We start from the raw sequence: 13,721 nt of genomic DNA on the forward strand, positions 1-13,721 counted from the left end.
CCGGAGCTCCCGCATGGATAATACGATGCCGATCCTGCTCGTCCCGGGCCTCATCTGCTCGCCGCGGATTTTCGCCCCGGTCATCCCGGCGCTGTGGCGATGCGGGCCGGTGACGGTCGCCAACCATGTCAGGGACGACAATATGGGGGCGATCGCCCGCCGCATCCTCGCCGAGGCGCCGCCGCGCTTCGCCCTCGCCGGCCATTCCATGGGCGGCTACATCGCCTTCGAGATCATGCGCCAGGCGGCGGACCGGGTTGCGAAGCTGGCGCTGATGAGCACCCAGGCGCGGGCCGATACGCCGGAAGCGACCGCGCGTCGCCGCGGCATGATCGAGCGTGCCAGAACCGGCCAATATCGCGGCGTGGTCGATGAGCTGTTTCCGGGCTTCGTGCATCCGTCGCGGCAGGGCGATGCAAGCCTGCGCCGGATCGTCGACGACATGAGCGAGGACGTTGGCGCCGAGGCCTTCATCCGCCAGCAGAACGCGGTGCTCAGCCGGCCGGATTCGCGGCCGAGCATGGCCTGGATCAAGTGCCCGACCTTGGTGCTGACGTCGGATACCGACAACACCGTGCCGAATTCGCTGTCGGACGAGATGGCTAACGGCATTCCCGGCGCAAAACTTGTGGTGCTCGCCAATTGCGGTCACCTGCCGCAGCTGGAACAGCCGCAGGCCTGCGCCGATGCGCTGGTCGAATGGCTGAGGAACTAAAGCGTTTTCAAGCGAAGTGGACACCCGGTTCGCGCCGGAAAACGCGGCAAACAAGAGTTGTTCTGCCGGTGCAAACTGCCTAGATGAGGGGATTGCTGGTTCAAGGACAACGAAATGCTGCGCGACGACATCAACAATGCGGTCAAGGAGGCCATGAAGGCCAAGGACGAGCGCAAGCTGTCCACGCTGCGCATGGTCAACTCGACCATCAAGAATGCCGACATCGATGCCCGCGGCAGCGGCAAGCCGCCGCTGTCGGACGCCGACATCCTCGCCGTGCTGCAGAAGATGATCAAGCAGCGCCAGGAGGCGGTCGAGCTCTACGACAAGGGCGGCCGCGCCGAGCTTGCCGCGCAGGAGCGCGAGGAGATCGCGGTGATCTCGGCCTACCTGCCGAAGCAGATGTCGGAGGATGACGTGAAGAAGGCGATCGCGGACGCGATCGCCGAGACCGGCGCCGCCGGCATGAAGGACATGGGCAAGGTGATCGCCGTGCTGCGCGCGAAATACGCCGGCCAGATGGATTTCGGCAAGGCCAGCGGCTTGGTGAAGGCGGCGCTGTCGGGCTAGCCGTTCGTCCCGGCTGGCTTGCGGCGCAAAGTGCCGCGGGCCGAATTGCGGGAACCTTTCTGCTGACGGAGCATCTGACGGGCATGACCTCGCGATGACTCCGCAAAGGAAAGGCCCCGATGAACCCGATTGTGCATGCGCTGGATCGTGCAAGAGCCGCTCAAACCGAATCCGACAAGCCGACCCGGGCCGAAGTCGAGGCCGCAGTCCGCACCATCATCCGCTGGACCGGCGACGATCCGGAGCGGGATGGTCTGCTTGAAACTCCGGCGCGTGTGACGCGTTCGTTCGAGGAATTCTTTGCGGGTTACGACCAACGTCCAGCGGAGATCCTGGAAAAGACCTTCGAGGAGATCGAAGGCTACGACGAAATGATTGCCCTGCGGGGCATCCGCTTCGAGAGCCATTGCGAGCATCATATGGCGCCGATCATCGGTCAGGCCTGGGTTGCCTACATCCCGAACGGCCGCGTGGTCGGCATCAGCAAGCTGGCACGGGTGGTCGACATCTATGCCAGGCGTTTGCAGATCCAGGAGAAGATGACGGCGCAGATCGCCAACACCATCAACGACGTCTTGAAGCCTCAGGGCGTGGGCGTCATCATCAAAGCGTCGCATCACTGCATGACGACCCGCGGCGTGCACAAGCCGGATACCGATCTCGTGACCAGCCGCATGCTGGGTTGCTTTCGCGACAATGCGCTAACCCGCCAGGAATTCCTCGGCATAGCGGTTTAGAGCGTCACAGGGCGATGGAGGAATGATATGGCCGATCAGCAAGCTCCTTCCGGTCCGGATCTGACACAAGGCGTTGCCCTCTCCGACTTCTCTGGCGCGATGTTGCTCGGCCATGTCGGCGACGAGGACGTGCTGCTGGTGCGCTCGGGGGCGGATATCTTCGCCATCGACGCGCATTGCAGCCATTACCACGGTCCGCTCGCCGAAGGCCTCCTTGAGGGCGAGACCGTCCATTGCCCCTGGCATCACGCCTGCTTCGATATTCGCACCGGTGAAGCGACCGCCGCGCCCGCCTTCAACGCGCTCGCTGTCTGGAAGGTCGAGCGCGAGGGCGATCGCGTCGTCGTGCGCGAGAGGCGCGCGCAACCGAAACTCCGCGTCAAGGGCCCGGTCGATGCGCCCGGCAGGATCGTGATTGTCGGCGGCGGCGGGGCAGGGTTCGCCGCCGCCGAGACGCTGCGGCGGCAGGACTATCGCGGCAGCATCGTCATGTTGAGCGGCGAGGCCGCGGCGCCGGTGGATCGTCCGAACCTGTCGAAGGACTTCCTCGCCGGCAGCGCGCCGGAAGACTGGCTGCCGCTGAAACCGAACGATTTCTATCGTGATGCGGCGATCGATCTCAGGCTCAGGACCGAGGTCAAGTCGATCGATACCGGCCGCCGCAATGTCGTGCTCGCCGGCGGCGAAACGATTCCGTATGACCGGCTGCTGCTGGCGACCGGCGCGGAGCCGGTGCGGCTGCCGATCCCGGGCGCGGATCAGCCCCACGTTCACGTGTTGCGCACCGTCGACGATTGCCGGGCAATCATCGCCTCGGCCAGCGGAGCGCGCCGCGCGGTTGTGATCGGTGCGAGCTTCATCGGCCTCGAGGTGGCGGCCTCGCTCCGCGCGCGGGAAATCGAGGTCCACGTGGTCGGGCTGGAACAGCGGCCGATGGAGCGCGTACTCGGGCCTGAGATGGGCGATTTCGTCCGCGCGCTGCACGAAGAGCATGGTGTCGTATTCCACCTCGGCGACACGGTGACTGCGATCGAGGGCAAGCGCGCCCGCTTGAAGAGCGGGCCAGTGCTCGATGCCGATCTCGTCGTGGTCGGTGTCGGCGTGAAGCCGCGGCTGGCGCTGGCGGAAGCGGCCGGGCTCGCGATCGATCGCGGCGTGACAGTCGATGCCTATCTCGAGACCAGTGTTCCCGGCATTTATGCGGCCGGCGATATCGCGCGCTGGCCCGATCCGCACAGCGGCGAGACGATCCGGGTCGAGCATTGGGTGGTGGCGGAGCGCCAGGGCCAGACCGCCGCGCGGAATATGCTTGGGCAGCGCGAGGTGTTCGACGCGGTGCCGTTCTTCTGGAGTCAGCATTACGACGTGCCGATCAACTATGTCGGCCATGCCGAGCAGTGGGACGAGATCGCGGTGGATGGCAGCATTGCCGGCAGGGATTGCGTGCTGCGCTACAAGCGCGGCGGGCACGTGCTCGCGGTCGCATCGATCTATCGCGACCTCGATAGCCTCAAGGCCGAGGTCGCAATGGAGCGGGCGGCCGCCTGACGGCTTTCTCCTCAAGGAAGTTCGTAGCCCGGATGCAGCGAAGCGAAATCCGGGTGAGTCTGTCCACTCGATGAGAACCGCGGATTGCGCGGAGCCTGTCATCGGGCGCGCGTTCGCGCGACCGGTTGGCTCCATCCGGGCTACGCATTGTTCATCCGGGCATCACTTTCTTCGTCGGCCCGGGCTTGTCCCGGGCATCGACGTCTTTACAATCTGCCAAAGACGCGGATGGCAGGAAAAGCCCGGCCATGACGAGGGACGGAAGCAACACACACCATGCTCACCGAAGCCGCGACCTACGACGAGCTCTATCGCAATTTCCGCTGGGACATCCCCGCGCGCTTCAACATTGCGGAAGCGTGCTGCGATCGCCATGCTGACGGGACGGGGCGCCTTGCGCTGATCTATGTCGACGAGAACGGCGGCACCATGCGCACCTCGTTCGATGAGGTCGCGGAGGCCTCGCGCCGCTTCGCCAATGTGCTGACCGGCGACGGACTGGTGCGCGGCGACCGCGTCGCGGTGTTTCTGTCGCAGTCCCGGGAATTGCCGATCGCGCATATGGCGGCGTTCCGCTCTGGCATGATCTCGATTCCGTTGTTCGCGCTGTTCGGCGAGGACGCGCTGGAGTTCCGCCTGTCGAATTCGGAGGCGAAGGCCATCGTCACCGACGAAGGTGGCTGGGAGAAGCTCGCAAAAATTCGCGATCGTCTGCCCGACCTGAAGAGCATCTATATCGTCGGCGAAAAGACGCCGGCGGGGACGAGACCGTTCTGGAGCGCGATCAAGTCGGCGCCGCCTGAGTTCGCGACCGTCGACACCTCGTGCGATGATCCCGCGCTGATCATCTACACCTCGGGCACGACGGGCAATCCGAAGGGGGCGCTGCATGCGCACCGCGTCGTGCTCGGTCATCTGCCGAACGTGGAGATGTGTCACGACTTCCTGCCGCGCCCCGGCGATCTCATGTGGACGCCGGCGGACTGGGCCTGGATCGGCGGGCTCATCAATGGCCTGTTCGCGTTCTGGTATCACGGCATTCCCCTCGTCGGTCACCGCGCACGCAAATTCGAGCCGCAGGCGGCGATGCAGATGATGGCCGATCTTTCCGTGCGCAACGTCTTCCTGCCGCCGACCGCGCTGAAGCTGATGCGGCAGGCCGGCGTGAAGCACTCCGGCGCCAAGCTGCGCAGCATCTTTACGGGCGGCGAGTCGCTGGGCGGTGAATTGCTCGGCTGGGTGCGCGAGACGTTCGGCATCGACGCGCATGAAGTGTTCGGCCAGACCGAGTGCAATCTCGTGATCGGCAGCAACTCGAACCTGTTTCCGATCCGCCCCGGTTCGATGGGCAAGGCGACGCCGGGCTTCGACGTCCGCATCGTCGACGACAAGGGCGAGGCATTGCCGCGCGGGCAGCGCGGCATCATCGGCGTGCGCCAGCCATGCCCCGTCACCATGCTCGAATATTGGCGCAATCCGGAGGCGACGGCGAAGAAATATGCCGGCGAGTTCCTGCTGACCGGCGATCTCGGCGTGCAGGACGAGGACGGCTATTTCTGGTACGTCAGCCGTGAGGACGACGTCATCACCACCGCCGGCTATCGCGTCGGCCCGTCCGAGATCGAGCACACGCTGATGAAGCATCCGTCGGTGGCGATGGCCGCCGTCGTCGGCATCCCCGATCCGATCCGCACCGAATCGATCAAGGCCTGGATCGTGCTGCGGCCCGGCTTTGCCGGCAGCGATGCGCTCGCGCGCGAGATCCAGGAGTTCGTCAAGGTGCAGCTCGCAGCCCACGAATATCCGCGTTTCGTCGAGTTTGCCGAGACGCTGCCGATGACGGCGACCGGCAAGGTGCTGCGGCGGGAGCTGAGGGCGCTGGGCTAGATTCTCTCGGGCAAGTTCGTCACGATACGCACATGCAAAAGACTGCCTCGCAGGTCCCCGGCCTGCATCGCGCCTCGCTCACGAAGCTGCACGATCTGGATGCGGCGCTCGAGCTCATGTATTACGGCTGGCGCGGGATGACGCTGGAGGCCGACGCATATCTTGCGAAGCAGGGCCTGTCGCGTCCGCACCATCGTATCCTCTACGTGGTGGCGCGCCGGCCCGACATCGCGATCGGCGCGCTGATCGAGATCCTCGGCATTTCCAAGCAAGCCCTCAACCGGCCGCTCAATCTGCTGGTGGAGCGGAAGCTCCTGACGTCGAAGCGTTCGCCCGAGCAGCACCGCTCGAAATTGCTGCGCCTGACGGAAGCGGGGCGGCGCATCGAGCAGCGGGCCTCCGACCACGAGCGCAAGGTGCTGCGCGAGGCGTTCGATCGCGTCGGGGCGCCCGGCGCCGCCGCATGGATGGCGGTGATGGGAGTGATCGCCGACAACAACTAGCCTCCTCAAGTCAACATAGTTGACGTGAAGATCTCGCCGTGCCAGTCTGCCCCGCAGTCACGCGGGGGGAGGGCAGTCGCATGGGCGAAGAGATCATGGACCGGGCGGCCGCCGGACGCTTTGTCGAGGCGTGGTGCGCGAACTGGTGCAGGGTCGATATCGACGCCGTCGTCGCGCACTTCGCCGACGGTGCCGAGATGCGCAGCCCGTTGGCGCTCAAACTGACGGACTCACCCGTGGTCACCGGCGCCGAGAACATCCGCGCCTACTGGCGGAAGGCCTATGGCCACGTCGAAAGCGCCGACCTGAAGATCCTGAGCTGGAGCTGGGACGAGGCGATCGCGCGCCTGACGGTGTGGTGGCAGCTGGGGGACACGCGCGCCAGCGAATTCATGGATTTCGACGATGCCGGCCGCGTCGTGCGCAGCGAAGCCTTCTATGGAAAATAGCCCATGCGATTTTTGGATGTCGTCCTGCTGCTCAACGCGCTGTGGTTTGGCGCCGCATTCGTCCAGTTCAGCATCGCCCAGCGCAACACGCTGAAGATCCTGGTCCCACGCGAGGAGCGTGGAAACCCGATTGCGCCGACCCTGTCGGCCAGCGTCGCGTTCCTCGGCGGCATCAATCTGCCGATCGGGCTGCTGTCGCTGTATTTCCTGGTCGCAAGGCCGCCGTTCTTTCAGGGCGCTGAGGCGCAGCTCGCATTGTTCCTGTTTTTCGCCGCGTGTCACTTCAGCCAGTTCGCCTACAATTTGCCTGTGCTGATGCGAGGCGGGCGCGTCGGGGTCGCTTACTGGCCGGTGCTGAAGGGCCCGATGCTCAGGATCTTCGCCATCGACGCAACCCTGTTCGTGGCGAATCTGATCGTTGCTCTGCTGCTTGTGGCGTGAGCTACGGGTGCTGGGCGCAACCCTCCCACCGTCGTTCCGGCGAAGGCCGGGACCCATAACCACGCCCGTTTATTGTTGCGCGACGCTGTGGCCCCAGCGAACTCTAGCCGCTGAGAGCGGTGGTAACGGGTCCCGGCTTTCGCCGGGACGACGGCGGAATCTGGGATGGCTGTATCGCCAACCTCACGTCGGCATCGGGATTCCCAATTCCTTCAGCGCGGCCATCATGCGCGCTGGCGGCTGCATCGGGATCACCATGGCCTTGCCGGTCTCCACGAGGCTCTTCAGGCTGGAGAGGATCGCCGGCCAGCCGGTGCGGCCGCCTGCGAGAATGTCGTCGCTGATCGGACGGTCATGCGATTGCAAGAGCGTCAGCTTCACGCCGTCGCCGGCGGGCTCGATCTCGTAGGTGACGAGCGTCGGCCCGAGCTTTTCGACCAGCTGCGGCCAGTTGACGTTGAAGGTCACGGTCAGCCGCTTGAGGGGATCGCACTCGATCACCTCGCCGGAGATGTGCAGCGCACCGTCGGGCGTCCGCACGACGTAGGCGCCGCCGATCCAAAGGTCGACCTCGACCGCGTTGCCGGAGAAATACTGCCGGCTGAATTCGGCAGTCGTCAAAGCCTGCCACACCTTCTCGGGCGTGGCGGCGATGTAGATCGCGTAGACGATTGCCGGTTTGAATTTCTCGATGTTCATGTCTGTACGCACCCGTCGATAGATTTTCATTGTCATTCGAAGCCGTCGATCCCGAGCGCGGCCGGCGGGATCGTGACCGCCTTGCCGGTCTCGAGCAGGCTCTTGAGTCCCGACAGGATCGCCGGCCAGCCCTTGGAAATGCCGTCGAGCAGCTTGCTGCCTGCACCGAAGCCCTCATGGATCACGGTCAGCTTCACGATCTTGCCATGGGCCTCCAGCGTGAAGACCACCTTGGTTGCCGGCTCCTTGCGCATGTCCTCGTCGAGCACGTGCTTGAAGGTGTAGGCGAGACGCCGCGGCCGGTCGGCCTCGAGGATCTCGCCGGTGTCGGTAGTCTTGCCGCCCATCACCAGCGCGAGCGGCGAGCCGACCTTCCAGTCCGATTGCAGCTCAGTGTCGAACCAGTATTGCCGCGTGAACGCGCTCTTGGTCAGCGCGTCCCACAGCTTGTCCGGCGTGGTCTCGATGTAGGTGACGTAGGCGAATTCGGGCTTAGGCATGGTAGGCCTCCCTGGCGCCGCTGGTGAGCAGGTCGGCCGGCAGTTCGCGTCCGGTCTCGAGGAAGCTCTTCATGCTTGCGATCACCATCGGCCAGCCGCCGGAGATGTCGCGCAGCGTCTTCGGGCCGAGATTGTCGTGCGTCACGGTCAGCTTGACGACCGTGCCGTGCGGTTCGATGTCGAAGGTCACGCGCGAGACCTGTTCGCGCTCGACGCCTTCCTTCACCACATCCCAGCTGTAGGCGAGCTTTTTCGAGGGATCGGCGATCAGCACCTCGCCCTGCACGCTGCGGCGGCCGTCCTTGGTGAGAGAATAAAGCGAGCCGATCTTCCAGTCGGAGCTGACGCGATAGCCGAACCAGAAGCGTTCGGTGAAGTCGCTCGATGTCAGCGCATGCCACAGCTTGTCGGCGGTGGTCTCGATATAGGTGACGTAGACGTAGTCCGGTTTACTCATCACGCTTCTCCAATTGTCTTTTCAACTCACTCAGCGCGGCGAGTTTCCCGCGCTCGAACTTCCTGATCCACCGCTCGCCGATCTGATGGATCGGAACCGGGTTGAGATAGTGCAACTTCTCGCGGCCATGCTTGATCGTGGTGACGAGGTTGGCCTCCTCGAGAATCACAAGGTGCTTGGTGACGGCTTGACGCGTCATGTCGAGGCCGTCGCAGAGCTCACCGAGCGTCTGCCCGTTCTGATCGTGAAGCCGGTCAAGCAGCGTTCGCCGTGAGGCATCCGCGAGGGCTTTGAAGACTTCATCCATGGGTTGGATAATAGGCAACCAAATGGTTGCATGTCAAGAGCGTGTGTTTTGGCATCGGCAGCGCCGTGCTAGCCTCGCCGGCAGCCAACGCAGATTGGCGTGGAACATTGGGTGGTGCGCATGGGCGGTCGCGTTACGGCAGTTTGCTGCACGTTGGTTCTTGTCCTGCTCGCGAATGGTGCGAGCGCCCAGCAGAAGATCGGCGATCCGCCCGAAGCCTCCAACATGAGGCTGGTTGGAACCAACGATTTGCAGGCGCGCAGCGCCTATCAGCCGACCATCCATCATCAGGGCGACAGATGGATCGCCTATATCGGTCATCACGGCGGCACCGACGACATTCCCGATCCCGTCAACCCGATGACCGGCAAGGCCGAGCCGAACGGCACCTCGATCGTCGACGTCACCGATCCCGCGCACCCGAAATATCTGCGGCACATTCCCGGACAGGAAGGCAAATACGAATCCGGCGGCGCACAGATGGTGCGGATCTGCGACGGCAAGGATTTGCCGAAGGGCGATCGCAACGCAGTCTACATGCTGCGCACCTTCGGCAGCGAGGCGCACGAGATCTGGAACGTCGCCGATCCCGCCAATCCGGCGTTCGTCACCCGGATCGGCGGGCTGAAGGACACGCACAAGAGTTTTTGGGAATGCGGCACCGGCATCGCCTTCCTGGTGTCGGGCGCGCCGGACTGGCGCACGCGGCGCATGACGCAGGTCTATGATCTCTCCGATCCCGCGAATCCCGTGAAGATCAGAGACTTCGGCCTGCCCGGGCAGGAGCCGGGCGCGACCGGCGCGGTGCCGACCGAACTGCACGGGCCGATCTCGACCGGGCCAACGGGCAACCGCGTCTATTTCGGCTATGGCACCAACAAGGGCGGCTTCCTGCAGATCGTCGACCGGGACAAGCTGTTGAACGGACCGAAGGAGCCGACCCCGGACAATCTGAAATTCCCGGAGATCGCGCGGATGCCGCTGTCCGCCATGAACGGCGCGCATACGGTGTTTCCGCTGCCCGGCATGCCGATCGCCGAATTCGCCCATGACAAGGACGGCAAGACCCGCGACATCGTGATGATCGTCGACGAGGCGATCCAGAACGAATGCGGCGAGGCGCGCCAGATGGTGTGGTTTGCCGACGTCACCACCGAGGCGCGGCCGATGCTGATCTCGAGCTATACGGTGCCCGAGGCCTCCGGGGCGTTCTGCGAGCGCGGCGGCCGGTTCGGCTCGCATTCGTCGAACGAGAGCATGGCGCCGGTCTACTATAAGAAGCTGGCCTTCATCGCCTTCTTCAACGCCGGCGTCCGCGCGATCGACATCCGCGATCCCTATCATCCGAAGGAAGTGGGGTACTTCATTCCCTCCATCACGGCGGCGACCGACAAGCGCTGTGTCACCATCGACGGCAAGGACCGCTGCAAGGTCGCGATCCAGACCAACAATGTCGAGACCGACGAGCGCGGCTACATCTATGCGGTCGACCGCGCCAACACCGGCCTGCATATTCTCGAACTGACCGGCGCGGCGGGCGCCATCGCCGGTCTGCCGTGAGCGCGCGATGATGCGCTCCTGGTCGGTCATCGCGGCGATGGTCCTCGTGCTCGGCGGGCTCTCCGCAGTTGCGGGCTACGAGATGGCGCCGCCGCGCGCGGCCGCGTGGCGCGAGATCGCCTGGCCGTTCCCGCGCGACGGCTGGCCTGCCGGCCGCGCCTTCCGTTGCGGCGCGGCGGAGTGCGGTGACGACGTCGAGGTTTATCTCAGGCCAAAACTCGGCTTCTGCAATTGCGACGGCGGCGTCGCCGATGACGACGAGGTCGACCGCGTCGCCGATGTCGACATGATCGGCCCGCGCTTCGTACCGCTGAAGGCGGGCGATGTCGTCGATGTCGCGGACATGCCGGGGCGGATCAGGGTCTATGATCTCGAGATGCCCAAGGGGAAGCGCATCGCGATCGGGATCGCGGTGTCACATCGCTGCGACCTGATGGCGGTCGCGGCGCAGGGCAGGGGAGATGCCTCAGGGGTGCAGCGGGCGACGTTGAAGTTTCTGGAATCGCGAGAGATTAGAGCATGGATGATTGTGGCAATGGAGGGACATTGAGGAGTCCGTCTCTCGCATGCGAAAAAGCGGGTGGCCCAGTATTCCAGAGACGCTGATGCTTGGTTGACAGGCCGCGGCGTACTGGATGCCCCGCTTTCGCGTGGCATAACAGAGATGATCAGGAGCCGCTTCCTCTTCGCCCGTCCTATGTGCATAATTCAGTTTGAACGTCAGTGAGCTCCCCATGTCCATGCAAGCCTATCTCGCCTTCGTCGCCGCCTGTATCGCGCTTGCGCTGCTGCCGGGGCCGATCGTCACGCTCGTCATCGCCAACGGCCTGCGCCACGGCACGCGCGCGGCGCTCACCAACGTTGCCGGCGCGCAAGCGGGCCTTGCCATCGTGATCGGCATCGTCGCGGTCGGCCTGACCTCGCTGATGGCAACCATGGGATACTGGTTCGACTGGGTGCGCTTTGCCGGCGCCGCCTATCTGATCTGGCTCGGAATCAGGCTGATCTGGGCGCCGGTCGAGGGCGTCGATCTCGAGGCGCCGCCACCGCCGCCGCGCGGCGGCTTCTTCCTGCAGGGATTCCTGGTGCTGCTGTCGAACCCCAAGGTGCTGGTGTTCTTCGGCGCCTTCATTCCGCAGTTCATGGACATGAACCAGCCGCACTTTCCGCAAGTCGCGCTGCTGGGCGCCACCTTCATGGTGACCGCCGTGCTGACCGACGCCGCCTACGCCTTGGCGGCCGGCCGCGCCCGCAAATTCTTCTCCAAGGAGCGGACGCGGATGATGTCGCGCGTCTCCGGCGGCTTCATGATCGGCGGCGGCATCTGGCTGGCGCTGACACGGGCGCGATAGACCCGCTGGGCGATAGCCTCAAGATCGTCGTTGACAAAGCCGCCGATCTCCAGCCTGGGCAAGCAGCGCAGACGTTTGCTCTAGCCCGGAGGCCGTCAGCCGTGCTTTGATCGGCGACGAAAATTAACCCCTCGTCTGGGGGCATGTCTTTGACCACCGATAGCTTGGATCGGCGTCTGGCAGCGGTTCTGGCGGCCGATATCGCCGGCTACAGCCGGCTGATGGGAATCGACGAGGAAGGCACTCTGGCCAAGCTGAAGTCGGTCAGGCGGGCGTTGCTGGATCCAGCGCTGGCGGCGCATCGCGGCCGCGTCGTCAAGACGACCGGCGACGGAATACTCGTTGAATTCGCCAGCGCCGTCGACGCGGTGCGCAGTGCCGTCGAAGTGCAGCGCCGAATGGCGGATCAGAATGCTGCCGTGCCAACGGAACAGCGGCTCGAATTCCGAATCGGAATCCACGTCGGCGACATCATCTTTGATGACAACGATATCTTTGGCGACGGCGTCAACATCGCAGCGCGCCTGGAGGGGATTGCCGAGCCGGGCGGCGTCTGCATTTCCGATGACGTGCAACGGCACATTCGCGGCAAGGTCGATGCGACCTTCGAGGATATGGGGCCGCAGGTCCTGAAGAATATTGCCGAGCCTATTCGTACATGGAGAGTTCGCGTCGGCGGCGCCTCCGCGGCCGCGGTCGCGAAGCACGCGTTTACTGCCCCGGCTTCCCCACCCGCGATTGCCGAGAAAGCCTCCATCGCGGTGCTGCCGTTCCAGAATATGAGCGGCGATCCGGAGCAGGAATACTTTGCCGACGGCGTCGTCGAGGACATCATCACCGCGCTGTCGCGCTTCAGATCGCTGTTTGTGATCGCGCGCAATTCAAGTTTCACCTACAAGGGAAAGTCCGTCGACATCAAGCAGGTCGGGCACGAGCTCGGTGTGCGATACGTGCTGGAGGGATCAGTGCGCAAGTCGAGCGGCCGCGTTCGGATCACCGCGCAACTGATCGAGGCCGGCAGCGGTACGCATCTCTGGGCGGATAGGTTCGACGGCGAACTGAGGGACGTGTTCGACCTGCAGGACCAGGTCACCGCGAACGTCGTCAGCATCATAGCTCCGAAGATCCAGCAGAGCGAAATCGAACGAACCCGAACCAAGCCGACCGACCGTCTCGATAGCTACGATCTCTTTCTGAGAGGCATTGCGGCCTATGCAGATCGCTCCAGGTGGGGCGACGCCGAACTCGGCGAGTGGTTCAACAAGGCCTGCGCGCTTGATCCCAACTATGCGGCCGCTCAGGTCATGCTGGCCTATTCGTCGCTGCTGAAACAGACCACGCGCGGCACGCCTCTCGGCGCGCAGGAGTTGGCGAAGGCGCTGCGGATCGCCGGGCTCGCCTGCGCGCTGGCCAGCGACGATCCGTTCGTGCTGGCGCGCGCGGCTCACATGTTTGCCTATCTCGGCCACGACTACGATCGCGCCGAGACCATGATCGAAGAGGCGATCTCGCTCAATTCGAACGATGCTGCGGCGTGGGGATATCGCGGCTGGATTTCGCTCATGTGCGTCGAGCCGGCACGCGCGATCGAAAGTTTTGAGCACAGACTCCGGCTCAGCCCGATCGATCCCGGGCGGGCGTCCATGTGGAACGGAATCAGTTTCGCGCATTTCATGCTCGGTCAGTATGAGCAGGGCCGTGCGGCCGCCGCCAAGGCGCTGGTGATCGGCGAAGACGCACACACGCTCAGCGCGTTGATCATGAACGAAGTCGGCTCGGGGCGCCTTGACGAGGCGCGCGTCATCGCTGGCCGCCTGCTCGAACTGCGGCCCGATTTCCGCGCGTCCTACGCGCGGCAGAATTTTCCGACCAGGGCAGTCGAATGGGGCGACCGCATCGTCGCCGCTGTGCGAGGCCGGCATTCCGGCGTAGGAATTCCTGGATCTATGCATTCCAGACGCGACGTTGCCTCGAGGCCGCGAATGGGCGATTGATC

The 13,721-nt window shown here is 64.4% G+C and carries 16 protein-coding genes; 12 read left to right on the forward strand and 4 right to left on the reverse strand.

Annotated elements, in window-relative coordinates; translation table 11 throughout:
* Window positions 1–13 precede the first annotated feature (13 nt).
* The 8 genes from RX327_RS07560 (at window position 14) to RX327_RS07595 (ending at window position 6,850) form a co-directional block, all read left to right on the forward strand.
* On the forward strand, window positions 14–715 hold the full coding sequence (locus RX327_RS07560; protein ID WP_317249926.1) for an alpha/beta hydrolase: 702 nt from the start codon (window positions 14–16) through the stop codon (window positions 713–715).
* 114 nt (window positions 716–829) lie between these two features.
* Window positions 830–1,285 (forward strand): GatB/YqeY domain-containing protein, encoded by a 456-nt coding sequence (locus RX327_RS07565; protein ID WP_239621397.1) that lies wholly within the window; start codon window positions 830–832, stop codon window positions 1,283–1,285.
* A 119-nt stretch (window positions 1,286–1,404) separates the two neighbouring features.
* Window positions 1,405–2,022, forward strand: a complete 618-nt coding sequence (gene folE, locus RX327_RS07570; RefSeq protein WP_028333118.1) for a GTP cyclohydrolase I FolE — start codon at window positions 1,405–1,407, stop codon at window positions 2,020–2,022.
* Window positions 2,023–2,049: 27 nt separating this feature from the next.
* Window positions 2,050–3,570, forward strand: coding sequence for an FAD-dependent oxidoreductase (locus RX327_RS07575; protein WP_317249927.1), 1,521 nt, complete (start codon window positions 2,050–2,052; stop codon window positions 3,568–3,570).
* Window positions 3,571–3,846: 276 nt separating this feature from the next.
* Window positions 3,847–5,457, forward strand: a complete 1,611-nt coding sequence (locus RX327_RS07580; protein ID WP_317249928.1) for an acyl-CoA synthetase — start codon at window positions 3,847–3,849, stop codon at window positions 5,455–5,457.
* A gap of 32 nt (window positions 5,458–5,489) precedes the next feature.
* A complete protein-coding gene (locus RX327_RS07585; RefSeq protein ID WP_317249929.1) occupies window positions 5,490–5,960 on the forward strand; it encodes a MarR family winged helix-turn-helix transcriptional regulator in 471 nt (156 codons plus the stop codon).
* An 80-nt stretch (window positions 5,961–6,040) separates the two neighbouring features.
* A complete protein-coding gene (locus tag RX327_RS07590) occupies window positions 6,041–6,409 on the forward strand; it encodes a nuclear transport factor 2 family protein (RefSeq protein ID WP_317249930.1) in 369 nt (122 codons plus the stop codon).
* 3 nt (window positions 6,410–6,412) lie between these two features.
* Window positions 6,413–6,850 (forward strand): hypothetical protein, encoded by a 438-nt coding sequence (locus tag RX327_RS07595; RefSeq protein ID WP_050384174.1) that lies wholly within the window; start codon window positions 6,413–6,415, stop codon window positions 6,848–6,850.
* Between the two features lie 183 nt (window positions 6,851–7,033).
* Here RX327_RS07595 and RX327_RS07600 read toward each other — a convergent pair whose 3' ends face one another.
* From RX327_RS07600 to RX327_RS07615, 4 genes are read right to left on the reverse strand one after another with little or no spacing between them, the layout of a single operon-like run.
* A complete protein-coding gene (locus RX327_RS07600) occupies window positions 7,034–7,549 on the reverse strand; it encodes an SRPBCC family protein (protein ID WP_050384173.1) in 516 nt (171 codons plus the stop codon).
* Window positions 7,550–7,581: 32 nt separating this feature from the next.
* Window positions 7,582–8,049, reverse strand: a complete 468-nt coding sequence (locus tag RX327_RS07605) for an SRPBCC family protein (protein ID WP_050384172.1) — start codon at window positions 8,047–8,049, stop codon at window positions 7,582–7,584.
* Window positions 8,042–8,506 (reverse strand): SRPBCC family protein, encoded by a 465-nt coding sequence (locus RX327_RS07610; protein ID WP_050384171.1) that lies wholly within the window; start codon window positions 8,504–8,506, stop codon window positions 8,042–8,044. The genes RX327_RS07605 and RX327_RS07610 overlap by 8 nt, the downstream gene beginning before the upstream one ends.
* Window positions 8,499–8,813, reverse strand: a complete 315-nt coding sequence (locus RX327_RS07615) for an ArsR/SmtB family transcription factor (protein WP_028343393.1) — start codon at window positions 8,811–8,813, stop codon at window positions 8,499–8,501. The genes RX327_RS07610 and RX327_RS07615 overlap by 8 nt, the downstream gene beginning before the upstream one ends.
* Before the next feature lie 120 nt (window positions 8,814–8,933).
* Here RX327_RS07615 and RX327_RS07620 point away from each other — a divergent pair, with 120 nt between their 5' ends.
* The 4 genes from RX327_RS07620 (at window position 8,934) to RX327_RS07635 (ending at window position 13,719) form a co-directional block, all read left to right on the forward strand.
* Window positions 8,934–10,373 carry an LVIVD repeat-containing protein gene (locus tag RX327_RS07620; protein ID WP_050384170.1) on the forward strand — a complete coding sequence of 480 codons (1,440 nt, stop codon included), beginning with the start codon at window positions 8,934–8,936 and terminating at the stop codon, window positions 10,371–10,373.
* Between the two features lie 7 nt (window positions 10,374–10,380).
* Complete coding sequence (locus RX327_RS07625; protein WP_050384169.1) at window positions 10,381–10,923, forward strand: hypothetical protein; 543 nt, start codon at window positions 10,381–10,383, stop codon at window positions 10,921–10,923.
* A 184-nt stretch (window positions 10,924–11,107) separates the two neighbouring features.
* A complete protein-coding gene (locus tag RX327_RS07630; protein WP_317249931.1) occupies window positions 11,108–11,725 on the forward strand; it encodes a LysE family translocator in 618 nt (205 codons plus the stop codon).
* A 149-nt stretch (window positions 11,726–11,874) separates the two neighbouring features.
* Window positions 11,875–13,719 (forward strand): adenylate/guanylate cyclase domain-containing protein, encoded by a 1,845-nt coding sequence (locus RX327_RS07635; RefSeq protein ID WP_317249932.1) that lies wholly within the window; start codon window positions 11,875–11,877, stop codon window positions 13,717–13,719.
* Window positions 13,720–13,721: the final 2 nt, after the last annotated feature.

The organism is Bradyrhizobium sp. BEA-2-5, assembly GCF_032918025.1.
Taxonomy (GTDB): Bacteria; Pseudomonadota; Alphaproteobacteria; order Rhizobiales; family Xanthobacteraceae; genus Bradyrhizobium; species Bradyrhizobium pachyrhizi.

What these genes read in the sequence shown, in the direction of transcription:
- RX327_RS07560 (WP_317249926.1), top strand. Translation starts at nt 14, where the DNA reads ATGGATAATACGATGCCGATCCTGCTCGTCCCGGGCCTCATCTGCTCG.
- RX327_RS07565 (WP_239621397.1), top strand. Translation starts at nt 830, where the DNA reads ATGCTGCGCGACGACATCAACAATGCGGTCAAGGAGGCCATGAAGGCC.
- folE (WP_028333118.1), top strand. Translation starts at nt 1,405, where the DNA reads ATGAACCCGATTGTGCATGCGCTGGATCGTGCAAGAGCCGCTCAAACC.
- RX327_RS07575 (WP_317249927.1), top strand. Translation starts at nt 2,050, where the DNA reads ATGGCCGATCAGCAAGCTCCTTCCGGTCCGGATCTGACACAAGGCGTT.
- RX327_RS07580 (WP_317249928.1), top strand. Translation starts at nt 3,847, where the DNA reads ATGCTCACCGAAGCCGCGACCTACGACGAGCTCTATCGCAATTTCCGC.
- RX327_RS07585 (WP_317249929.1), top strand. Translation starts at nt 5,490, where the DNA reads ATGCAAAAGACTGCCTCGCAGGTCCCCGGCCTGCATCGCGCCTCGCTC.
- RX327_RS07590 (WP_317249930.1), top strand. Translation starts at nt 6,041, where the DNA reads ATGGGCGAAGAGATCATGGACCGGGCGGCCGCCGGACGCTTTGTCGAG.
- RX327_RS07595 (WP_050384174.1), top strand. Translation starts at nt 6,413, where the DNA reads ATGCGATTTTTGGATGTCGTCCTGCTGCTCAACGCGCTGTGGTTTGGC.
- RX327_RS07600 (WP_050384173.1), bottom strand. Translation starts at nt 7,549, where the DNA reads ATGAACATCGAGAAATTCAAACCGGCAATCGTCTACGCGATCTACATC.
- RX327_RS07605 (WP_050384172.1), bottom strand. Translation starts at nt 8,049, where the DNA reads ATGCCTAAGCCCGAATTCGCCTACGTCACCTACATCGAGACCACGCCG.
- RX327_RS07610 (WP_050384171.1), bottom strand. Translation starts at nt 8,506, where the DNA reads ATGAGTAAACCGGACTACGTCTACGTCACCTATATCGAGACCACCGCC.
- RX327_RS07615 (WP_028343393.1), bottom strand. Translation starts at nt 8,813, where the DNA reads ATGGATGAAGTCTTCAAAGCCCTCGCGGATGCCTCACGGCGAACGCTG.
- RX327_RS07620 (WP_050384170.1), top strand. Translation starts at nt 8,934, where the DNA reads ATGGGCGGTCGCGTTACGGCAGTTTGCTGCACGTTGGTTCTTGTCCTG.
- RX327_RS07625 (WP_050384169.1), top strand. Translation starts at nt 10,381, where the DNA reads ATGATGCGCTCCTGGTCGGTCATCGCGGCGATGGTCCTCGTGCTCGGC.
- RX327_RS07630 (WP_317249931.1), top strand. Translation starts at nt 11,108, where the DNA reads ATGTCCATGCAAGCCTATCTCGCCTTCGTCGCCGCCTGTATCGCGCTT.